The sequence below is a fragment of the Pseudomonas sp. Soil_N_39 genome (genome assembly GCF_057655955.1).
In genome coordinates, this window is sequence record NZ_JBDGLI010000003.1 from 347,862 (window position 1) to 370,878 (window position 23,017).

The following is a 23,017-nucleotide window of genomic DNA, read 5'->3' on the forward strand; positions in this document are numbered from 1 at the left end:
GCTGGAGCCGTGGAAGCTTGGCGTCTGCAACCGATTCCTGTTAAAGCCCTCGAGGCGGCTTAAGCAACTTAACTGCCGACTGTCATTGACTGGTTTGGGTGCGGTGGGATGGTCGTGGTTAGGCGCGAATGGTTTATCTCCTCGTGGAATAGTTAATGAGTTTTTGAGGCTCAGCCACGAGGAATATCGGTTTGCGATCGCCGATGCATGGATATCAGTGCAGCTTGCAGGTTGATGCGTTAGGCGGTCCAAGCAGTTCCGTTGCGCGGCGGTAGGCCTGGGGTTGTCGGCTTCCTTCGCCGCTTTTCTGTGGATTACCCCGGTGGGCGGTGTAGGACGTCCTCTCCCGAAGCGTTGCGGTTCGCCTAAAACACCATCTTCGCGCATCGGCAGCACGTGGTGCTGACGCTCTGCCGTAAGGTCGATTCAGCAAGCGGCACCGCTTCTTTTTTTCGCCTCGCAGGCGCCCCGTGCAGCGCTCGTAGCGCTAGCTCTCCATTTCTACTATGCGCATGCGTAATAGGCGGGCCGGACGTAGTATCATTTGGCCTTGATGCTTGGCTATCCTGTTGCCATCAGCTAATACGCTGAAAAATCTGCAAAAAACACTGTTTTTGACATTCTTAACGCTGCCGAATGACAGTCAGTAAAGTATCATTCAAGTATTCAAAGAGCCTGTTACCAGGCGTGGAGTACCAGAATGAAGGTGTTTTTTGATACCCGTAGGATCCAGAAGCTGGGGCGGGTAGCTCTCGGAGATCAGATACTGCGGAATGCCGGGCTGGAAGAGGGTGATCAGGTCGACATTTATTTTGATGCCGCGACCAAGCGCATCATCATTGAAGCGGCTGCACGTGATGCAGAACAGGAATCGGTCCAAGGAGAGGTGCGTAATGGCTGAGCCGCGGCGCGACGAGCGTTTTTCCGGACATGAGTCGTTTGTCTGTCGCTATGGGTGGTTGCCCAAGGTTCATACGGCTGTCAGCCAAGATCCTTATGCCCTCAAGGATGAAGCCCGAGCTACCCTGACATTGGGTATCGGCCGAAATATGGTTAAGTCGGTGCAGTTCTGGGCGGAGGCATTCGGTGTCCTGGAGGCGCGTACCCAGGGGGGAGGCTTGCAGTCCGGGCCGTTGGGTCGACTGTTGCTTAGTGACGATGGCTGGGATCCGTTCCTCGAACACCCTGAATCTTTATGGCTACTGCACTGGTGGATGTCTACTCGCGCGGATGTGGCGGTGTGGAACTTAGTCTTCGGCGCCGGAGGTTTCTCTCGCTTCGATCGCAAGACCCTGGTTAAGGCCCTGCAGACCCGCGCCGAAAATAATGGCAAGAAGCTTGCCGGCTCGACGCTAGAACAGCATGCCGGTCTGTTTTTGCAATCCTACAGACGCGAAGCCTCCGCGCTCGATGACACGTCTTGGTGTCCATTGCAGGATCTGGATCTGTTTGAGCAGGCCACCGCCGATGATGGGGCGACCGTCTACCTGATCGGTCGCAATGCTCCGCTAGGCATTACCAGCCGCGTCTTCCTGTTGTCCCTGAGTGATTACTCGCGCCGTGCGCAGGCGCGCAGCCTAAGCTTGGAGACCTTGTTGCACGGCCCATTCAGCCCTGGCGTTGTGTTCCGTCTAGATGAGTTTCAACTGCGTAGACTGCTGGAAAACGTAGAACGGGACTTCCCCAGCGCTGTGCGCTTTGTGGATACCGCTGATACCCAGCAAGTCATTTTTGAACCTGCCCAGATGCCCGAGTGGGCGCAGCAGTTGCAGACAGTACGGGATGATTTGAATGTCTGAGTTTCTGATTGAACAAATTGAGCTGGATGGTACGTTTCTTCGCTCGATCTCCCTTACCCGCGATCTGCATTCGCCGGAGTCGCTCGACAATTACCTGATCACTCCGGCGGTCCTTACGGTGCTGCGTCAGATCGGCGGCGCTCTTCATGCCGGAAGTGCACAGCGTGCGTGGAAGGTCATGGGACCCTATGGCAGCGGCAAGTCTGCCCTTGGGTTGTTGATTGCCCGTCTGCTCGATAGTAAGCATGCCGACGGCCCACTCGCGCAGCAGTTGCACGAAGTCGCCCCTGAGATCGCGGCCGCTTTCCGCGCGCAAAATAACCGATTTGCGCTTGCTGTCTCGGGCTCACGTGTTTCCTTAGGCGAGGCGTTGGCCCAGGCGATGCTGGACGCCTTGGCGAGTCTGCCCAAGAGTCGCATAGCGACACAATTTGCACGGCAGGTTGATCTCGCGAGTTCGTCCTACCGCGAGTTACCGATCAACGCTGCGGTCGGAGCGATGCTGGGCGATTTTGTGGCAGTGGTTCAAACAGCCGGCTATCGCGGTGCTTTGCTGCTGGTCGATGAGTTGGGTAAGTTCATCGAGCACGCCGCGTTGCATCCCGAGGGTGGCGACTTGATGGCGTTGCAGCAGATCGCTGAAGCCGCCTCGCATTCGACCGATGACCGCCTTTTAGTAATGGCCATGCTGCACCAGCATTTCGATGCCTATGCACGCGGTGTGGGGCGGTCCCTATCTGAGGAGTGGCACAAGGTTTCGGCGCGCTTCGATGACGTGCCGTTCGACGAACCAGTAGAGCGTTACGCGTACTTCGCCAAGCATGCCTTGGCCGTCCAGGCACCGATCACCGAGAAGGTGGATTATCAGCAAAAGGCACGGAGCCTCTACGCCACCAGTGCAACGTTCAATTTCTTCCGAAGTATCGACGGAGATACCGTGCTGGGTCAGGCGGAGGTGCTGTACCCGCTGCACCCCGCTGCCCTTGCATCGCTCGCCGTGATCTCCAAACGCTTCGGCCAAAGTGAGCGTTCTTTCCATGCCTTCATGCGCGGGCATGAAGTCGGTGCTCTACGTGATTTTGCCACTACCACGGCAGCGAGTCCGGACGCTTGGTATACCCTGCCACATCTCTATGACTATCTTGCCGCCGGCAGCGGACTGCACTTCCGGGATCTGGAGCAACAGCGTCGCTGGGATTTTGCTTGTTCGGTAATTGAACGCGGTGATGCGGATCTGTCCGAGCTGCAAGTTCAGTTGCTCAAAGCCTTGGCGGTCATCGAACTGGTTGCCGCCACGTTGCATGTGGTGACGACCGCCGAATTGCTGGCCTTCACTGTGATGAACGAAGCCGGTGCCGTCGAAGAGGTTCAGGACGCCCTGGCTGGATTGGCCTTCCGCTCCATCCTGCAGCACCGGCATGCCAATAATGACTACGTGTTTGCGGTGAGCACGGCCGTAAATATTGAGGCACTGTTTCAGGAGACCTTGCAGCGTTCTGAGCAGGAACTGATGTTCAGTGGCATTGCTCATGTTTTGTCTGACCGAAGTGTTATCGCAAGCCGCCATTACCAGCAGACGGGGACTTTGCGCTCGGCGCGTGTGGTAGCCGGCGCTCCTGAAACCATCAAGGCGGCCTTGGCTCAGCCTACGCAGCATGATGGAACCATTGGCTTGATGTTTGTCGATGCGGCGATGATTGAGCAGGTCAACAACGCTCAGCAGATCGTTGTCGAGATGCGCGACCCGCAGACCCTGAGCGCAATCATTCGCGTGGGGGAGCAGGAGCGGGCTGCGTTGATCGAATACTCGCGATGGGCCTGGGTGCACGACCAGGTAAAAAGCCGTCTTTTGGATCCTTGGACCGAGCGTCATGTGGAGACCCAACTGGGCCGGGCCAGGGAGCAGGTCGCTCGACTCGTCCTGGCGATCCTGAATCGTCAGCACGAGTCCAATAACAGTCTGAGCTACTGGTACGCTGGCGAGGTCGTCGTTGGCAGTCAGTCGATGAACATGAGTCAAGCGGCTTCTTGGTTGTTCGATAGCGTCTTCAACTCGGCGCCCGTCATCCACAATGAATTGATCAACAAAGACAAGCCGTCCTCAGCAATTACCCTGGCTCGACAGCGGCTCTTCGAGTTGTTGGACAAGAATGGTGATCAAGAGCTGCTGGGGCTCAGTGACTTCCCTCCTGAGCGTCTCCTGTACGGATCGTTGCTCCAGTCCACCCGCCTGCATCGCCAAGTGGGCAAGCGCTGGCAGTTGAGTGCTCCAGACAAAGATAGCGGCGAAGGGATCCGCAAGGTTTGGGCTGAGTTGGATGCGGCCCTCAAAGCCGATGACCAGATCAGCTTCGCAGACGTCATTGCGCGCCTCGCATTGCCACCGCTGGGCGTGCGCAACGGACCGGCTTCGATTTGGTGCGTCACCTATTTGCTGGTCAACCGCGACTCCTGTGCGATATTCGAGCGCGGCAGTTTGGTCATTGCAATGACACCGGAGCATTTGCAGCGGATGTTCCGTAGTCCGCAGACCTTCAAGCTCCGGAGGTTCGACACTGTCAGTGAACGGAAAGACTTGGTTCAGGACTATGCCGCCGCGCTGGGTAGCGTTGGGGTACAGGTCGGCATCGATGCGACGTACCTAGATGTCGCTCGGGAGATGATTCGCTGGTATATGCGGTTGCCTCAATATACCCAGGAAACACTGCGCGTCTCTCCGACCACCAAGGCCCTACGTGATGTACTCAAGCGAGCAACTGACCCTGTGGCTCTGCTGGCTCAGGATATTCCTCGTGTTCTTGCGGCTGGGCAAAGCAGCGCCGGTGGGAATTTCCGCACCTCGCTTGGCAATTCGCTGACCGAACTGGGCTTGGCTTTCAGGTATTTGCAAGATGAGATCAGTCAGGCGATGGGACAAGCCTTTTCCATCGCAGGCTCGCTGAAACTGTTGCGTAGTCAACTGCAGGCTGAATGTGCCGATGTGGTGGGACGATTGGTGGAAGCTGATCTCAAGGCCTTCATCATGCGCTGCTCGGACATCACATTGACCGATGACAAGTGGCTCGACTCCATCGCGAGTGTGGTCGTCCACCGACCCTTGGATGTCTGGACGGATTCCCAGGTTCCGTTGTTTGCCAGCCAGGTCAAGGCGCTTTGCAAACGTTACAAACGCTGGCTTCAGGTCGCCATGTCTGACGGTGAACTGGAGCGTCATACCCAGCGTTTTGTCGGTTTGACCCTGACGCTGCCCAGTGGTGAAGAGGCAGCGATGCTGCTGACCGCCGATACGGAAACTCAAAATGCTGCGGATCTCTTGGTTGAAGAGATGACACAGCAGGCAGGCGGTGATCGAGACCGTGTTGCTGCCACTCTGGCACAGGCGCTGATGAAACTTCAGAGCACGGCCAACACGGAAAAAAAGGAGAGGGCGCATGAGCAAAGAACCGCAGGTTAGACATATTCTCAGCCTGTCCGGTGGTAAGGACAGCGCGGCGCTGGCGATCTACATGCGTGACCGTGTGCCGGAGATGGAGTACATCTTCAGCGACACGGGCAAGGAGCTGCCGGAAACTTACGACTATTTGCAGCGCCTAGAGAATTATCTAGGCAAGCCACTAAATCGCTTGAATGCAGACCTAGGCTTTGATCATTGGTACACCATGTATGGCGGAATGATTCCTTCGAATCACCGCCGTTGGTGCACCAAGATGCTCAAGCTCAAACCATTTGAAGATTTCTGCGGCGATCAACCAGTGATCAATTACGTAGGGCTACGCGCGGAGGAGAATCGCTCGGGCTACATCAGCCACAAGACCAATATTAAGGCGGTCTACCCGTTCCAAGAAGACGGATTGATACTGCGTGACATCGAAGAGATTCTCCGAACCTCGGGGGTCGGTATGCCGCCCTACACCAAATGGGGACGTACGCGCTCTGGCTGCTTCTTCTGCTTCTATCAACAGAAGATCGAGTGGGTGCGTTTGAAGGAGACTCATCCTGATCTGTATGAAAAAGCAAAAGAATATGAAGTGCCGTTTGAAAAAACGGGAAATTTCTTTACCTGGAGTCAAGGCGAGAGCCTTGCTGAGTTAGAAAGGCCTGAGCGAATGGCTCAAATCAAGCGTGATCATGCCCTTCGGGTCGAACGGCAATCTCAACGCAAAGATAACTCGACACTCATCGCGGTATTCTCGGATCATGAAGGAACGGAAGTTCCGGATGACGACGATGATCAGGGGTGCTTGGTGTGCCAGCTGTAGATTAAGTGGGAATTGCTAATTAGGGATAAATATGGCTATTAATTTTAAAGCAAGAGTCCTGCTGGAGCTGGGGGCGGAGTTAATTAGCTCTGATGCGGTTGCTATTTATGAGCTAGTGAAAAATGCGCTGGATGCAGGCTCGAAACGAGTTGAAATTGATATCGATATCGCCTTGCAGTATTCCGCATACAGTCAGCTAGAAGAGTCTTTGCTATACGTCATTAATGACGAAGATTCCGATTTTGATGCGAGAGCTTTTAATGCTCTCGTCAGTAGCTGCATTGAAAACGATGTTACTGCAGAAACGAAGGGTCGATTTGATAAGGCTTACGGGGCGCCCTCGAGCGCTGCCGAAGCCCTGAGGAGCCTTAGGGCGGCATTTTGTGAAGGTAGCACAATTGTCATCCGGGATCATGGATCAGGAATGTCAATTGAAGCGCTGAACTCTTGCTATCTAACCGTGGGGACTCCAGGAAGACTGATCGAAAAAAATATTTTAATTGGAAAAATTGATAAAAATCAAATACAGGGAAATATTAAGTCATCCCACAAGTTGCCGCTGGGAGAGAAGGGCATTGGCCGACTTTCCGCAATGCGGCTTGGGCACTTAATTAACGTAAAATCCAAAATGGAAGGAGAGCAAGTGTGGAATTGGTTAGAGCTAGATTGGCGTCCAGCATTCTTAGATCCGAATTTGGACGCAACAGATCTAGATTTTGAACCGTTCCAGCAAGACTGCAATCAAGATGACTACGTCAAAGCAGGCACATCAATTTATATCAGTGATCTTCAAGGGGATTGGTCGTCTGAAAAAGTTGATGGAATTATAAATAATGATCTTGCTAAGTTAGCGGATCCGTTTAAGTCTGTGGCAGCTAATAAATTCATTAATCTGAAGTTTCAAGGTAAGCCTCGTTCCATTCCCCATCTTGACCAAGAACCCTTGTCAGCTGCCGATGCTGTTTGCAGAGCTCGGCTAGAGTATGATGATACCGGTAATCCGCACCTTATCATTAATGTTGACTATAAGCGCTATGCCAGAGAGCGAACGGACAATATCTCTGGTGATCATTTGCGGGCGACAGTCAGAGAAGAGGCTACGACCAAGAAAAAGAAAATTCAGTTAATTGATGGGGAGATAGTGGCCAAAGCGCTCAAAGACTTGGGGCCTTGGGAAATGGAGTTTCATTGGTTTAACCGAGGCAAGATCATGCGGGAGCAGAACGATCTATGGAATCGCTCTGTTAAACCTTTCTTAAAGCAATGGGGTGGCGGATTTCTTGTTTACCGTGATGGCTATCGTGTATATCCATATGGTGAGCGTTCCGACGACTGGCTCGATCTTGATCGAAACGCCCTTGCTGCATCTGCTTATAAGCTAAATAGAGCGCAGATGGTAGGGTATTTGCGGATATCTTCGGCGGCAAACCCCAAACTTTACGACCAGACAAACCGAGAAGGTTTTCGAGACTCCTATGACAAGGAAGCCTTAATTCGCCTATTGCGCTATGTGATACTCTGCGTCTGTCGACCATTCCTTGAACTTGTAGAAAGAGAAAGTAACCCTCCGGTTGAGGAGGTTGTGGCCGCAGTTGAAGAAAAGATTACGGGATCTAAGCAAAAAGCCATTGCTAGCTTAAAGCAGATAAAAGGAAGAGTTCCCGAAGAAGCGAAAAATCTCGAAGTGGTAATGCATCACTTGGAAGAAGTCAGTGAGGCATGGGAAAGAGCGAAGGTTAGAATTAATAGTTTTGAAGAAGAGCTAGACCAGTTTATGCATCTTGCTGGGGTGGGATTGATGATTGAGTTCATTGCTCACGAGCTAACCCGCGTTACGCAAGATACTTTGCGTAGTGTTTCCTCAGGGAAAGTGCCTCTTGAAGTGGTTGAGGCACAGCTAAAAACACTAGAAAAGAGAGTTCGTATTCTCGACGAATTGAGTGTGCCTGGTCGACAACGGAAGGCGGATCATAATATTTACGACATAGCTGCAATGCTTGTAGAGTTTCATTCTTCAAAATGCAAGCGGCATGGCATCGAAGTGATCTTGACGCAGTCGAGCAAGTCTAAATTGTCCCGAAGAGTTGAAAAGGGCCAGATTTTGCAGATTCTCGATAATCTATTCAGCAATTCATTTTACTGGTTGGTAAATCGATATGATCAGAGTGAGCCCGCGAGTATTCATATTGATATTGATGGGCTAGCGCAGACGGTACGATTTTCCGACAATGGCCCGGGTATTTCTGCTGAACGTATTGAGTCTGTATTTGATCAATTTGTTACCACAAAGCCTCCCAGAGAAGGTCGTGGCTTAGGTCTTTACATTGCACGCCGCCTGGCTGAGGAAAATGATTCAACCTTGGCGCTGATACAGCCGGATGAAGATGGTATGTACAGGGAATTCGTGATTTCATTTAATTGATTAAGTAGGGATGCTATGGTTTTTAAGATTTCTAAAGCTGCTGTGGTAGATGACTCCTTAGGCGCACCTGCGGCAGGTGCTGTGGAAAGTGAAGACAAAAATAACTGGCTCGATTTTTTGTTGGGAAGCGACGAGGTACAGACTTTTCTCCTTGAGGAGTTTGTAGATCTTGGTTTCTCTGATGTAGGTGAGCTTTTTGCCGAGCTAACCTCCAAGCATGAACTTCTTTCAAAACTTTGGGAGATGAGCATGGAGGAGGAAAAAGCCCAAAAGCTGGGCCTAGAGCATTTGTTCAAGGCTGAGCGCCTGAATCGAATAGGGAAGTCTGAGAAAGCTGAGCTGGTAACAAGAGTTTTAAAGGGAATGGTGGACGACCCAGATGGTGTGCGACAGTTCTCTAATATCCAGAGTGCTGCCGATTTTTTATCTGGTGCTGATGTTGCGTTCATTGATTTTTTCATGAGTGATAATGAAAGTGAAGATCAGGCGCTTGCTAGGATAAAAGCATCAACAGCTGTGCTTAGCAGAGCTAAGCTGGTGTTTTTTATGTCCTCGCGCGCATCTGTAGAAACGCAACAAAAGGTGAGGGATATATTAGGAGTACGTACTGCGTTTTTTGAGGTGATGACAAAAACGCAGATGAACGAAGGGTTTGTCCAAGCGCGTATCGAGCATAAGACCAAAACCTACGAGGGCAATTGGGCTCTTCAGGGCGTTATAGAAGGGCTAATGGCGGCAGCCCATGAGGCCGCTGCGGAATTTAATCAGCAGTCTGAAAATTTAGAAATTCACGACCTCCAGTTTTTAGAACTGTTCCGGTTAAATGCCGAGAACCAAACGCTTCCGGAATACTTGACCTGGTTGTTTTCAGAAGCCCTCGCAGCGAAAACAAGACGTCTCGGTTTGCCCAAAGTAGCAAGTAGTACCATAGTATCTGAAGAGGCCACCTTCACTGGCGATATCCTCCAAAAACGCGTTTTGTATGATTTCTTTTCTGAGATTGTATTTTCTCCTGCTTTGTCAACGGGCGGGGCGAGATTTGGTGATATCTTTAGAACTGAAGAAAACAGATATTTGCTCGTCCTGACACCTGCGTGTGATTTGGTTAGATGCGATGCGGCAAAAAATATCTTATGTGTTGAGGCCAGTGTGTTGGATTACAGTGATCCTAGAACACAATCAAAGGAAAAACTATTTGGGAAACACGACTCGGGGCTCAGGCATCTTCTAAAAGTCGGTGCTGGAGACTCAGAACAATCGCTACTCTTGACTTGGCAAAAAGATTCGATTCATACGTACAAATATGCAGAGCTCTCAGGGCAAGCATTCGAGCGGGTTGGATTGATGAATGAGATCTTTGCTCACGAAGTCAAAGAAGAAGTCTTGCGGAATTTAGGTCGTGTTGGGACTTCAATTAACCCGGCTCCACCGTTTGCATTAAATGCGGTAATTCGCTGGAGATCAAATGGCGCGGTACATACCCATGAAACTCCAGCGGGCGACTTTATTTCAGCAGTGCTAACTTATTCTGAGCAAGTCAAAGAGGGAGGCCGAAAACCGGCCCCTACAGTTGTTCTGTCTGACAAATTCAAGGATTGGGTCGGTCGACAGGTTTCAGAGGAGGCCATAACTGCTGGCGTCCAAATAGAACAGAAGCTAACTCAGTGCTTAGCTGCTCTCGGAGGTCCTCAATTCCCGTTGGATGGAAATCATACGGCGAGAAAAAATGAACTTCTACTTCGAGTGGATACGTCTGCGCCGACCGATGAGCTTCAGGCTAGAGTACTACTAGAAATTGTTCTGCTGGTCGAGTCAATTGATCGCTAAATTACTAGCGTGGATTTTTTGTAAGTACGGCGCTGGTTGTGCATTGACTAAAGATTAAAAGCATGTGGGTGAAAAGCCATTCTTGCCAGACCGGAAGAGATGGCTTTTCTTTTTGCAGTACTTGGCTTGTTCGTAAGTGTTTTCGTAATTATCAAGATTTTCTAGTTTGAGTGCCAATGGTCTAGCGCTCGAATCAGATAGCCAGGTAGTTCGTTTGATATTGTTTCTTGCCACTGAAATGAAATCTTATCGCCAACCACCTCAGGGTGAAAGGCTTGTTCCGCTAGTGATGCCGGGGACGAAAATTTTCTGATATACGGTATCCTAGCAACGTGATTATCTGGATACTCAACGTCGACGATTAAACACAGAAACTCACCGGTCAGTTCAATAGGCGTTTCTGTGACAATTTGAGATTTAGCGTTAATATGGTGAATGGGTGGGATCAAAAACGTTCTGTCGCTAACTATGTCAGCGCTCTCATTGTGCGATTTGTGTGTTGTATGAACGCTACGTATATAAAGCTCACTGTCTATATGTTCCTGCTTTATTAGAAGTGAAGGTGTATTAACTGATAGGAATCCGCCAGAATCGATAAGACCTTTGCAGAATACATATAACGCATTGTTAATTTTCTGTAATTTCCCGTCGTAAAATGCTATTAGCTCGTAACCTCCGCCAAAGTGATCGTAAAACGTATCTGAGAAGTCTTGTTTATTGAATTCGTGATGGAGAAGAAGGCTGAACTGAAAGAGTACAGCACACGTGCCATGGACAACGATTTCGTCCTCTGCAATCTCACCAAGAGGATTTTCTTCGTACATGTAGAGGTACTTCTCAAAAGCCTCCACACCTGAACCAGCGGCGACGGCATTCTCGAAATGAGCTGAGTCAATCTGAGTAACGTTGTGCGCGGTAATAACTGGGTTACTGTCTTCCACTGTGAGTATGATGACTCCGACATCATATCTTTTTAGCTCTGTATCCTCCTCAAGCATTCGGAGCATCAAAGTACCTATGAGTTTTTCAGAAGGTAATTTTCGGAACTCATGGATGATTGATACGATCTCGTCCACCCTGCCAGTGCATGCTATCGCGCAGCTTTCACTCAGCAAAATAATTTTCTGATACAGTCCCGATACTCCTCGCCCACCTGAAATAGGACCGCTGCCATCATCTGATAGGTAGGTGGGAACTTCTACGTGAGGGAATCCAGGATGGAGTGGAGCGGTAGCAATTATGTCGCCATATAGAAACGCTGTACCTCTGAATTCAAATCCGGCAATCGCGGTCATACTATTAAATTCCTTTTCGTGAAGTTGTGTTATACGAAGGTTGTTAGGCGCGAGCGGGCTTGGTTTGAGGGTGTATCGATAAAGTCATTTTTCAGATTGTTTGCATAGATTGGTTCTTTCGCGCAGAAAGACCTAAGAGATTATTATTCTATTGTGCAGTAAGTGAGCGTTGTATTCTCAAGCCTTTGAAAGAGTAAAGTTTACAAATGACTCTCGTTAAAAAGCCGCCTTCGCTGCTATAGCTGAGGCGGCTTTAAGTCCAAGCTTTTACTGTTTCAGGTTGTCCTGAAAAATTCAAACGTTGCTGAAAATTTACGCTGAGGTATTCACTATGTGTAGACTACCGTTTCAGCGGTTCCTGAAAAAATTTCAGTCGTACATGAAAACCTACGTTCTTTCAAATCAATCCCAGCTCAAAGCCCCACCGGTCTGATACTCAATCACGCGCGTCTCAAAGAAGTTCTTCTCTTTCTTCAAGTCCATGATCTCGCTCATCCAAGGGAACGGGTTCGTCGTCCCTGGATACTCTTCCTTCAGACCAATCTGCGACAGGCGACGGTTAGCGATGAACTTCAGATAGTCCTCCATCATCGCCGCATTCATCCCCAACACCCCACGAGGCATGGTGTCACGGGCGTATTCGATCTCCAGTTGGGTCCCTTGCAGGATCATCTGGGTCGCTTCTTCCTTCATCTCGGCATCCCACAAGTGCGGGTTTTCGATTTTGATCTGGTTGATCACGTCGATGCCGAAGTTCAGGTGCATGGATTCGTCGCGCAGGATGTATTGGAACTGCTCGGCGACGCCGGTCATTTTGTTGCGGCGGCCCATGGAGAGGATCTGGGTGAAGCCGCAGTAGAAGAAGATGCCTTCCAGGACGCAGTAGTAAGCGATCAGGTTGCGCAGCAGCTCTTTATCGGTTTCCGGGGTGCCGGTTTCGAACTTCGGATCGGAGATCGAACGGGTGTATTTCAGGCCCCAGGCGGCTTTTTTCGCGACCGATGGGATCTCGTGGTACATGTTGAAGATCTCGCCTTCATCCATGGCCAGCGATTCGATGCAGTACTGGTAGGCGTGGGTGTGGATCGCCTCTTCGAAGGCCTGGCGCAGGATGTACTGGCGGCATTCCGGGTTGGTGATCAGGCGGTACACGGCCAGGACCAGGTTGTTGGCAACCAGGGAGTCGGCGGTGGAGAAGAAGCCCAGGTTGCGCATCACGATGCGGCGCTCGTCGTCGGTCAGGCCTTCCGGGGTTTTCCAGAGGGCGATGTCGGCGGTCATGTTGACTTCTTGCGGCATCCAGTGGTTTGCGCAGCCGTCCAGGTACTTCTGCCAGGCCCAGTCGTATTTGAAGGGTACGAGCTGGTTGAGGTCGGCGCGGCAGTTGATCATGCGCTTTTCGTCGACGGCGACACGGGCGGAGGCGCCTTCGAGTTCGGCGAGGCCTTCGGCGACGTCGAGTTTGTCGAGGGCGGCCTTGGCGCGAATGATCGCGGCCGAGTCGCTGGCCGTCACGGCCCGGGCTTCGAGGGCGGCGGCACCGCCGGCGCTGTCGAGGCGGTCCATGTTGGCTTCGGAAGCGTGGCCGGCGTTAGCGCCTTTTACCGCGACTTCGCCGCTGTCTTCTTTGTCGAATTCGTCCCAGCTCAGCATGACGTGTCGTCTCCTGCGTGAGGGCCAGATGCCCGATGAAGGCCTACTGGCCGCGGTGGATCTTGAAAAATCGTTTGTTGCAGCAGCTGACGCAGGCAATAAACAGAAAAATGTACGGGTCATTCCGGAGCGGCGGTGAACGCGAGGAGGCGATGGGCCTCTGCGTGGGCTCCAGGCTGGCGTGATCCCCTGTAAGGGAATATTGCAGGCCCGTTTGAGGCGGCATTATAAGGACTTTTTTGCCTACGTGCTGCGGCGAAATGGCTCACAGAAGGGGCGGCGAGTGACAGATCCGCGTGGGAGCGAGGGTTTACAAGGCTTTGGCCGCTTAAGATTTTTTTTGCATGAAGCGGATCGCGGATTTTTTTGATCAAAAAACCAGCGTTTTTTGCGGTTTTGCACTACATGTTGTGTTTCTTGACCGTTTTTGGTGGCTCCAGACACAACCAGGCCCGCGCGGAATCGGGCCGTGGAAATTGCCAGTTGTGATCAGCCGTTGGAGCAGCCGCTGCCCATGACGCTGTAGCGCAGGATGTGGCGCTGGCCTTTGGAGTCGTCGTATTCCATCTTCGCCGGGACCACTTCGCAGACGTTCGGGATGTCGCTCATGGAGATGACTTTGGCGATGTCCAGGTGGGTGGAGTAGGTGTACTCCTCGATGGCTGGTTTTTGCTGTGTTGCGTCGGTCGGGGCCTCATCCGCCATCGCGGTGGCGCAGAGGCTGCCGAGGACCAGAACCCATAAAGCTTTCATCTGTATTTCACCTTTTTTGAGGTCGAGTGGGGTCACGCAACCTTTTTGGGGCTGCGTGTGGAGCAAGTGTTGGAAGTTGGATTAACGGCCTTCGTGGGGGCTGTGTTGCGTTAATCGTGTTTGCCGGTTGGCGAGGTGGATTTTAGGGGGGGGTGGGTGTCGTAAAAAGCCGTGGTTTTGATAAACACTGTTGGTTGATCTGGTAACAATCGCTGCAGGTGGCGGGTGTTGTCTGTTGCATCTATGTTGGATTTGCCGCCGTCATCGCGAGCAAGCTCGCTCCCACAGGGGGAGCGGCGTTGGACGTAAAGTGAGCGTTCAATGGAGATCAACTGTGGGAGCGAGCTTGCTCGCGATAGCAGTGGATCAGTTTGCATGGATATTGGCTGACCCACCGCCATCGCGAGCAAGCTCGGCTCCCACAGGCTCGGCTCCCACAGGAAAATGCCGGCAGGCAGGGCCTTGCACGTTAGTACCGACATTTTGTAGGGACTTGTTACTACCATCGTCGAATGGTTCTATAGGCCCGCCCCGGGCTACAACGGGATCATACAAAAACAACTATTCACCGAGGTAAGAAAGATGAGTGCGGCTTCTGTGTATCCCGTTCGTCCCGAGGTTGCGGCCAATACGTTGACTGACGAGGCGACTTACAAGGCCATGTACCAGCAGTCGGTCGTCAACCCGGACGGCTTCTGGCGCGAGCAGGCCAAGCGCCTCGATTGGATCAAGCCTTTCACCACGGTGAAGCAGACTTCCTTCGACGACCATCATGTCGACATCAAGTGGTTCGCCGACGGCACTTTGAACGTTTCCTACAACTGCCTCGACCGTCACCTGGCCGAGCGCGGCGATCAAATTGCGATTATCTGGGAAGGCGATGACCCGTCCGAGAGCCGCAACATCACCTATCGCGAGCTGCACGAAGAAGTCTGCAAGTTCGCCAACGCCCTGCGCGGCCAGGACGTTCATCGCGGCGACGTGGTGACCATCTACATGCCGATGATCCCTGAAGCCGTGGTCGCGATGCTGGCCTGTACCCGGATCGGTGCGATTCACTCGGTGGTGTTCGGTGGTTTCTCCCCTGAAGCACTGGCCGGCCGGATCATCGACTGCAAATCCAAAGTGGTGATCACTGCCGACGAAGGCGTTCGTGCCGGCAAGAAGATTCCGCTCAAGGCCAACGTCGATGACGCGCTGACCAACCCGGAAACCAGCAGCATCCAGAAAGTCATCGTGTGCAAGCGCACGGCCGGCAACATCAAGTGGAACCAGCACCGTGACATCTGGTACGAAGACCTGATGAAGGTGGCCGGCACCGTTTGCGCGCCGAAGGAAATGGGCGCCGAGGAAGCGCTGTTCATCCTCTACACCTCCGGTTCCACCGGCAAGCCCAAGGGCGTGCAGCACACCACGGCCGGCTACTTGCTGTATGCGGCGCTGACCCATGAGCGGGTGTTCGACTACAAGCCTGGCGAAGTCTACTGGTGCACCGCCGACGTGGGTTGGGTCACCGGTCACAGCTATATCGTCTACGGCCCGCTGGCCAATGGCGCGACCACGCTGCTGTTCGAAGGCGTGCCGAACTATCCGGACATCACCCGGGTGGCCAAGGTCATCGACAAGCACAAGGTCAGCATCCTCTACACCGCGCCAACCGCCATCCGCGCGATGATGGCTTCGGGCACCGCCGCGGTCGAAGGCGCCGATGGCAGCAGCCTGCGCCTGTTGGGTTCGGTGGGCGAGCCGATCAACCCGGAAGCCTGGGACTGGTACTACAAAAATGTCGGCAAGGAGCGTTGCCCGATCGTCGACACCTGGTGGCAGACCGAAACCGGTGGTGTGCTGATCAGCCCGCTGCCAGGCGCCACGGCGTTGAAGCCGGGTTCCGCGACTCGTCCGTTCTTTGGGGTGGTGCCAGCGTTGGTGGACAACCTCGGCAACCTGATCGAAGGCGCGGCCGAAGGCAACCTGGTGATCCTCGATTCGTGGCCAGGCCAGGCCCGTACCCTGTACGGCGACCATGATCGTTTTGTCGACACCTACTTCAAGACCTTCAGCGGCATGTACTTCACCGGTGACGGCGCCCGTCGTGACGAGGATGGCTACTACTGGATCACCGGTCGAGTGGATGACGTGCTCAACGTGTCCGGTCACCGCATGGGCACGGCCGAGATCGAGAGCGCCATGGTTGCCCACCCGAAAGTTGCCGAAGCGGCGGTGGTGGGTGTGCCGCACGACATCAAGGGGCAGGGCATCTATGTCTACGTCACCCTCAATGCCGGCGAAGAAACCAGCGAGGCCCTGCGCCTGGAGCTGAAGAACTGGGTGCGCAAGGAGATCGGTCCGATTGCTTCGCCGGATGTGATCCAGTGGGCGCCCGGGCTGCCGAAAACCCGTTCCGGCAAGATCATGCGCCGCATCCTGCGCAAGATCGCCACGGCGGAATACGACGGGTTGGGTGATATCTCCACCCTGGCCGATCCGGGTGTGGTGGCGCATTTGATCGAGACGCACAAGACCATGAACGTGGCCTGACGGTCGCCAGTAACACCGAAAAGCCCCGCCCGGTATTTGCCGGGTGGGGCTTTTTTATGCGTCCGGCGTGGATCCTTGTGGAGAGAGGCTATATCCCCGATTTGTGGGAGCAAGGCTTGCCCGCGATGCAGGCGATGCGGTCCTTCAGAAACCGAGACGCTTGCATCGCGAGCAAGCTTTGCTCCCACAAATCAGCGCGCCTGGAGCAGTCGGCGAATAAATATCGATCTTCAAAGCAGGACGCTTCCGAACGTTACCGGTGTTTCGAAATGTGTAACCAAAGGCGCCACAACGGGGCGATGTGAAACGAGAAGCCCCGTCATAGGGCGGATCCAGGCGTTTCAGAAAATAAGCCGACACGCTGTGCTTGCCGGATTAGAAGGGTTTGCGAATAATGGGCCCGCTATTTGCAGCATAGATCGGTTTCCCTTCTTTTGCTCTTGCATGAATTTGCGGGGCTGTCAATGTGCTCGAACAGCTTTCTCGGTGCTTCTGTAATTTGTTGTCGCATTGAAGAAATATCGGCTTCGGGCCTGTCGTTAGAATGCCGATCACTCGCTCGTCGTGGCTCGCGTTGGTTAAACCGTGAGCTTCCTAGGACGCAGCGCCAACGTTCGTTTCACCCATTCGCATATTGGGCTGTCGCTCACTCTGCCGTTTTTGCCCTTTACCGATGGAGTCCCAAGATGAAGAAACTTGTGCTGCTTGGCGCCCTGGCACTGTCCGTGCTGTCCCTGCCGACTTTCGCTGATGAGAAGCCCCTGAAGATTGGTATCGAAGCGGCTTACCCTCCGTTCGCCTCCAAAGCCCCGGATGGCAGCATCGTCGGTTTCGACTACGACATCGGCAACGCGCTGTGCGAAGAGATGAAGGTCAAGTGCGTGTGGGTCGAGCAAGAGTTCGACGGCCTGATCCCAGCGTTGAAGGTGCGCAAGATCGACGCGATCCTGTCGTCCATGTCCATCACCGAAGATCGCAAGAAGTCGGTTGATTTCACCAACAAGTACTACAACACCCCGGCCCGTCTGGTGATGAAGGCCGGTACCCAGGTCGGCGACAACCTGGCTGAGCTCAAGGGCAAGAACATCGGCGTGCAGCGCGGTTCGATCCACGAGCGTTTCGCCCGTGAAGTGCTGGCTCCGCTGGGTGCCGAGATCAAGCCATACGGTTCGCAGAACGAGATCTACCTGGATGTGTCCGCCGGTCGTCTCGACGGCACCGTGGCAGACGCTACGCTGTTGGATGACGGCTTCCTCAAGACCGATGCCGGCAAGGGCTTCGCGTTCGTCGGCCCGGCCTTTACCGACGAGAAATACTTCGGCGACGGTATCGGTATCGCGGTTCGCAAGGGCGATGCCCTGAAAGACAAGATTAATGGCGCGATCACCGCCATTCGCGAGAACGGCAAGTACAAGCAAATCCAGGACAAATACTTCGCTTTCGATATCTACGGCAAGTAACGACGTCCCGCCACTCGTGCGAAATGGCGCAAGCAACAGGATCTCTGCGGTTTGCGCCATTTTTTCATCCCACTTTCGAGGACCTGAATCATGTTGAAAGGCTACGGGGCTGTCATCCTCGATGGCGCATGGTTGACGCTTGAGCTCGCCTTGTCGTCCATGGCCCTGGCCATCGTCCTGGGGTTGATCGGCGTTGCGTTGCGCCTCTCTCCGGTGCGCTGGCTGGCGTGGCTGGGCGACCTGTATTCCACGGTCATTCGCGGCATTCCCGACCTGGTGTTGATCCTGCTGATTTTCTACGGCGGCCAGGACCTGCTCAATCGCGTGGCGCCGATGCTCGGCTATGACGACTACATCGACCTGAACCCGCTGGCGGCCGGTATCGGCACCCTGGGCTTCATCTTCGGTGCGTACCTGTCGGAAACCTTTCGTGGTGCATTCATGGCGATCCCCAAGGGGCAGGCCGAGGCGGGCATGGCGTACGGCATGAACGGCTTCCAGGTGTTCTTCCGAGTGCTGGTGCCACAGATGATTCGCCTGGCGATTCCGGGCTTCACCAACAACTGGCTGGTATTGACCAAGGCCACCGCGCTGATTTCCGTGGTGGGCCTGCAAGACATGATGTTCAAGGCCAAGCAGGCGGCGGATGCCACTCGCGAGCCTTTCACCTTCTTCCTCGCAGTGGCGGCGATGTACCTGGTGATCACCAGTGTCTCGTTGCTGGCATTGCGTCACCTTGAGAAGCGCTACTCGGTAGGCGTAAGGGCGGCTGATCTATGATCTTCGACTACAACGTCATCTATGAAGCCTTGCCGCTGTATTTCAGTGGCTTGCTGACCACCCTCAAATTGTTGGCCCTGTCGCTGTTCTTTGGTCTGCTGGCGGCGTTGCCCCTGGGGCTGATGCGCGTCTCGAAGCAGCCGATCGTCAACATGACGGCCTGGCTCTACACCTACGTGATCCGCGGCACGCCGATGCTGGTGCAGTTGTTCCTGATCTACTACGGGCTGGCGCAGTTCGCGGTCGTGCGCGAAAGCTTCCTCTGGCCGTGGCTGTCCAGCGCGACGTTCTGTGCGTGCCTGGCGTTCGCCATCAACACCAGCGCCTACACCGCCGAAATCATCGCCGGCAGCCTGCGGGCCACGCCCAACGGTGAGATCGAGGCGGCCAAGGCCATGGGCATGTCGCGCTACAAGCTGTATCGCCGGATCCTGCTGCCGTCGGCCTTGCGTCGGGCGCTGCCGCAATACAGCAACGAAGTGATCATGATGCTGCAGACCACCAGCCTGGCCTCCATCGTGACCCTGATCGACATCACCGGCGCCGCGCGTACGGTGAATGCGCAGTATTACTTGCCGTTCGAGGCCTACATCACGGCCGGCGCGTTCTACCTGTGCCTGACCTTCATCCTGGTGCGCCTGTTCAAACTGGCCGAGCGCCGCTGGCTGGGTTACCTGGCCCCGCGCAAGCACTGATAACGCATCGATCCGATCGACTGCTCAATGACTGACGTTTTGTGAGAACCGACCGCATGTACAAGCTTGAAGTCCAAGACCTGCATAAACGCTATGGCAGTCACGAAGTGCTCAAGGGCGTGTCCCTGAAAGCCGCCGCTGGCGATGTAATCAGCATCATCGGCTCCAGTGGCTCCGGCAAGAGTACTTTCCTGCGTTGCATCAACCTGCTTGAGCAACCCCATGCCGGCAAGATTCTGCTCAACAACGAAGAGCTGAAGCTGGTCGCCGGCAAGGATGGCGCCATGAAGGCCGCGGACCCCAAGCAACTGCAACGCATGCGTTCGCGGCTGTCGATGGTGTTCCAGCATTTCAACCTGTGGTCCCATATGACCGCGCTGGAAAACATCATGGAAGCGCCCGTGCATGTACTGGGCGTGGCCAAGGCTGAAGCGCGGGAGAAGGCCGAGCACTACCTGAACAAGGTCGGCGTGGCCCATCGCAAGGATGCCTACCCGGGCCACATGTCTGGCGGCGAGCAGCAGCGCGTGGCGATTGCCCGTGCGCTGGCGATGGAGCCTGAGGTGATGCTGTTCGACGAACCGACCTCGGCGCTGGACCCGGAGCTGGTGGGCGACGTGCTCAAGGTGATGCAGGCCCTGGCCCTGGAAGGCCGGACCATGGTGGTGGTGACCCACGAAATGGGCTTTGCCCGTGAAGTGTCGAACCAGTTGGTGTTCCTGCACAAAGGCATCGTCGAAGAAAGCGGCAACCCACGCGAAGTGCTGGTCAATCCGCAATCGGAGCGCCTGCAACAATTTCTTTCGGGCAGCCTCAAGTAATCGCTCCCGTTACGCACCTGATTTGGGTCATGCTGCGCACCGTGCGCCAGATGGTCTAATTTGGTTGCAGCCGCTTTTGGCTTTAACACTGTTTTCGTTTCGGATCGCCCGCCATGACTGCCCATCGAATAGGTTTCCTGATTTGGCCCAGCACTAAAGCCTTGACGCTGGCGCTGGCCGAGGACGCCTTGCGTGTCGCTCAGCGGGTGCATCCGGATGTGGTCTACGAGCTGTCGTTCTTGCAGGCCGAACCCCCGGCCGACGGCGCCTGGCAACTGCCGGGTGAGCCTTGGGCCGGCAAGCTCGAGGGGTTCCAGAAGCTGTTCCTGCTGGCCGATGAGCCACCAACCGCCCTGGCCTCGCCCCTGAGTAGCGCCCTCAAGCAACTGGTACGCGCCGGTTGTGTGATCGGCGGTTTGTCGGCCGGTGTCTATCCCTTGGCCCAACTGGGTTTGCTCGACGGTTACCGTGCCGCCGTGCATTGGCGCTGGCAGGACGATTTCTCCGAGCGCTTCCCCAAGGTCATCGCCACCAGTCATCTGTTCGACTGGGACCGCGATCGCCTGAGCGCTTGCGGTGGCATGTCGGTGCTGGATCTGTTGCTGGCGGTGCTGGCCCGGGATCACGGCGCGGAACTGGCCGGCGCGGTGTCGGAAGAGTTGGTGGTCGAGCGCATTCGCGAAGGCGGCGAGCGCCAGCGCATCCCGCTGCAGAACCGCCTCGGCTCCAGCCACCCGAAGCTCACCCAGGCGGTGCTGCTGATGGAAGCCAATATCGAAGAGCCACTGACCACCGACGAAATCGCCCAGCATGTGTGCGTGTCTCGCCGGCAACTGGAGCGGATCTTCAAGCAATACCTCAACCGCGTGCCCAGCCAGTACTACCTGGAGCTGCGCCTGAACAAGGCCCGGCAGATGTTGATGCAGACCAGCAAATCCATCATCCAGATCGGCCTGTCCTGCGGTTTCTCCTCGGGGCCACACTTCTCCAGTGCCTACCGCAACTTCTTCGGCGCCACGCCGCGGGAAGACCGCAACCAGCGACGCAGCAGCAGCCCGTTCGAATTGTCCTCGGTGCCGTCCGAGCGCGGCTAGGCGGCAAGACTGCGGATAGGGCGGTCAGCACAAAAAATTGTGGGAGCGAGCTTGCTCGCGATAGCGGTGTATCAGCCACCTAATTTGCAGCTGACCCACTGCTATCGCGAGCAAGCTCGCTCCCACAGGTGTTTTTTGCCTGGCAGCGGAAATGTGGATGCAGGTCCCTCAAATCCCTTGCCAACGTTTAAACTGCGCCTTTGCGACGCTATTTGTCGCATTGCCGTAAACCCGCGAAAAACGTGGGTTGGCGCTATAAGAAGTTGTCGCTTGGCGGCAAGGCCGGGCTGAAAACTGTCCTTACAATCCTTACCAAGCCCGCCAGTTCCAGGCGGGTGTTCCTCATCAGGAGACTCCGATGTCCGTTGAGCAAGCCGCGGTACAACGCGCCGATTTCGACCAGGTTATGGTTCCCAACTATGCGCCTGCTGCCTTCATACCTGTGCGTGGCGCCGGTTCCCGCGTATGGGACCAATCCGGTCGCGAGCTGATCGACTTTGCTGGCGGTATCGCAGTCAACGTACTGGGCCATGCCCACCCGGCGCTGGTCGGCGCACTGACCGAGCAGGCCAACAAGCTGTGGCACGTGTCCAACGTCTTCACCAATGAGCCCGCCCTGCGCCTGGCCCATAAGCTGATTGACGCAACCTTTGCCGAGCGCGCGTTCTTCTGCAACTCCGGCGCCGAAGCCAACGAGGCCGCCTTCAAGCTGGCCCGTCGCGTTGCGTTCGATCGTTTCGGTAGCGAGAAATACGAAATCATTGCCGCGCTCAATAGCTTCCACGGTCGCACCCTGTTCACCGTCAACGTCGGCGGGCAGTCGAAGTACTCCGACGGTTTCGGGCCTAAAATTACCGGCATCACCCACGTTCCTTACAACGACCTGGCGGCTTTGAAAGCGGCTGTCTCGGACAAGACCTGCGCCGTGGTGCTGGAACCGATCCAGGGCGAGGGCGGTGTGCTGCCGGCCGAGCTGGCTTATCTGCAAGGCGCCCGCGAGCTGTGCGATGCCCACGATGCGCTGCTGGTGTTCGACGAAGTGCAGACCGGCATGGGCCGCAGCGGTCATCTGTTCGCCTACATGCACTACGGCGTAGTCCCGGACATCCTCACCAGCGCCAAGAGCCTGGGCGGTGGTTTCCCGATTGCTGCGATGCTCACCACCGAAGCGCTGGCCAAGCACCTGGTCGTCGGTACCCACGGCACCACTTACGGCGGCAACCCGCTGGCCTGCGCGGTGGCTGAAGCGGTGATCGATGTGGTCAATACGCCCGAGGTGCTCGGTGGTGTCAAAACCAAGCACGCCAAGTTCAAGGCGCGCCTGGAGCAGATCGGCGAGAAGTACGGCCTGTTCACCCAAGTGCGTGGCCTGGGCCTGCTGATCGGTTGCGTGCTGAACGACGCCTGGAAAGGCAAGGCCAAGGACATCTTCAACGCCGCCGAACAGGAAGGCCTGATGATCCTGCAAGCCGGCCCGGACGTGATTCGCTTCGCCCCGAGCCTGGTGGTCGAAGACGCCGACATCGACGCCGGCCTGGACCGCTTCGAGCGGGCCGCGGCGAAGCTGACGCAAGCCTAAGGCTGAACCGGACCCCTTGTGGGAGCGAGCTTGCTCGCGATG

General features: G+C 55.0%; 16 protein-coding genes. 13 read left to right on the forward strand and 3 right to left on the reverse strand.

What is annotated here, in order from left to right; all coding sequences use genetic code 11:
• Window positions 1-700 precede the first annotated feature (700 nt).
• Genes AC3A5O_RS06390 through AC3A5O_RS06415 form a run of 6 tightly spaced genes read left to right on the forward strand, consistent with a single transcriptional unit; the run spans window position 701 to window position 10,307 of the window.
• On the forward strand, window positions 701-901 hold the full coding sequence (locus AC3A5O_RS06390; protein ID WP_039591846.1) for a hypothetical protein: 201 nt from the start codon (window positions 701-703) through the stop codon (window positions 899-901).
• A complete protein-coding gene (locus tag AC3A5O_RS06395) occupies window positions 894-1,799 on the forward strand; it encodes a DUF4007 family protein (RefSeq protein WP_039591847.1) in 906 nt (301 codons plus the stop codon). The genes AC3A5O_RS06390 and AC3A5O_RS06395 overlap by 8 nt, the downstream gene beginning before the upstream one ends.
• Window positions 1,792-5,253: a hypothetical protein gene (locus AC3A5O_RS06400; protein ID WP_487752971.1), complete on the forward strand. Its 3,462-nt coding sequence runs from the start codon at window positions 1,792-1,794 to the stop codon at window positions 5,251-5,253. The genes AC3A5O_RS06395 and AC3A5O_RS06400 overlap by 8 nt, the downstream gene beginning before the upstream one ends.
• A complete protein-coding gene (locus tag AC3A5O_RS06405; protein WP_487752972.1) occupies window positions 5,231-6,058 on the forward strand; it encodes a phosphoadenosine phosphosulfate reductase family protein in 828 nt (275 codons plus the stop codon). The genes AC3A5O_RS06400 and AC3A5O_RS06405 overlap by 23 nt, the downstream gene beginning before the upstream one ends.
• A gap of 31 nt (window positions 6,059-6,089) precedes the next feature.
• Window positions 6,090-8,480, forward strand: a complete 2,391-nt coding sequence (locus AC3A5O_RS06410; protein ID WP_487752973.1) for an ATP-binding protein — start codon at window positions 6,090-6,092, stop codon at window positions 8,478-8,480.
• A gap of 15 nt (window positions 8,481-8,495) precedes the next feature.
• Window positions 8,496-10,307, forward strand: coding sequence for a hypothetical protein (locus AC3A5O_RS06415; RefSeq protein WP_487752974.1), 1,812 nt, complete (start codon window positions 8,496-8,498; stop codon window positions 10,305-10,307).
• A gap of 161 nt (window positions 10,308-10,468) precedes the next feature.
• On the opposite strand, the gene AC3A5O_RS06420 is transcribed toward AC3A5O_RS06415, so the two are convergent.
• The 3 genes from AC3A5O_RS06420 to AC3A5O_RS06430 form a co-directional block, all read right to left on the reverse strand.
• Window positions 10,469-11,602, reverse strand: coding sequence for a hypothetical protein (locus tag AC3A5O_RS06420; RefSeq protein WP_487752975.1), 1,134 nt, complete (start codon window positions 11,600-11,602; stop codon window positions 10,469-10,471).
• Between the two features lie 402 nt (window positions 11,603-12,004).
• Window positions 12,005-13,255, reverse strand: coding sequence for a ribonucleotide-diphosphate reductase subunit beta (locus AC3A5O_RS06425; RefSeq protein WP_305490977.1), 1,251 nt, complete (start codon window positions 13,253-13,255; stop codon window positions 12,005-12,007).
• Between the two features lie 489 nt (window positions 13,256-13,744).
• Window positions 13,745-14,008, reverse strand: a complete 264-nt coding sequence (locus AC3A5O_RS06430; RefSeq protein WP_487752976.1) for a DUF2790 domain-containing protein — start codon at window positions 14,006-14,008, stop codon at window positions 13,745-13,747.
• A gap of 582 nt (window positions 14,009-14,590) precedes the next feature.
• Here AC3A5O_RS06430 and acs point away from each other — a divergent pair.
• The 7 genes from acs to AC3A5O_RS06465 all read left to right on the forward strand — a co-directional run bounded on the left by acs (window position 14,591) and on the right by AC3A5O_RS06465 (window position 22,975).
• The gene (gene acs / locus AC3A5O_RS06435) at window positions 14,591-16,546 is read left to right on the forward strand and encodes an acetate--CoA ligase (RefSeq protein ID WP_122569292.1); all 1,956 of its coding nucleotides are present in this window, start codon (window positions 14,591-14,593) and stop codon (window positions 16,544-16,546) included.
• A gap of 686 nt (window positions 16,547-17,232) precedes the next feature.
• Window positions 17,233-18,006 (forward strand): ABC transporter substrate-binding protein, encoded by a 774-nt coding sequence (locus AC3A5O_RS06440; RefSeq protein ID WP_122569291.1) that lies wholly within the window; start codon window positions 17,233-17,235, stop codon window positions 18,004-18,006.
• Window positions 18,007-18,096: 90 nt separating this feature from the next.
• Complete coding sequence (locus AC3A5O_RS06445) at window positions 18,097-18,786, forward strand: ABC transporter permease (RefSeq protein ID WP_014339811.1); 690 nt, start codon at window positions 18,097-18,099, stop codon at window positions 18,784-18,786.
• On the forward strand, window positions 18,783-19,481 hold the full coding sequence (locus tag AC3A5O_RS06450) for an ABC transporter permease (protein ID WP_122569290.1): 699 nt from the start codon (window positions 18,783-18,785) through the stop codon (window positions 19,479-19,481). Before AC3A5O_RS06445 ends, AC3A5O_RS06450 begins: the two co-directional genes overlap by 4 nt.
• Before the next feature lie 56 nt (window positions 19,482-19,537).
• The gene (locus tag AC3A5O_RS06455; RefSeq protein ID WP_053124413.1) at window positions 19,538-20,302 is read left to right on the forward strand and encodes an ABC transporter ATP-binding protein; all 765 of its coding nucleotides are present in this window, start codon (window positions 19,538-19,540) and stop codon (window positions 20,300-20,302) included.
• A gap of 113 nt (window positions 20,303-20,415) precedes the next feature.
• The gene (locus tag AC3A5O_RS06460) at window positions 20,416-21,396 is read left to right on the forward strand and encodes a GlxA family transcriptional regulator (RefSeq protein ID WP_122569289.1); all 981 of its coding nucleotides are present in this window, start codon (window positions 20,416-20,418) and stop codon (window positions 21,394-21,396) included.
• 358 nt (window positions 21,397-21,754) lie between these two features.
• Window positions 21,755-22,975, forward strand: coding sequence for an aspartate aminotransferase family protein (locus tag AC3A5O_RS06465; protein WP_305468160.1), 1,221 nt, complete (start codon window positions 21,755-21,757; stop codon window positions 22,973-22,975).
• The last annotated feature ends 42 nt before the right edge of the window (window positions 22,976-23,017 follow it).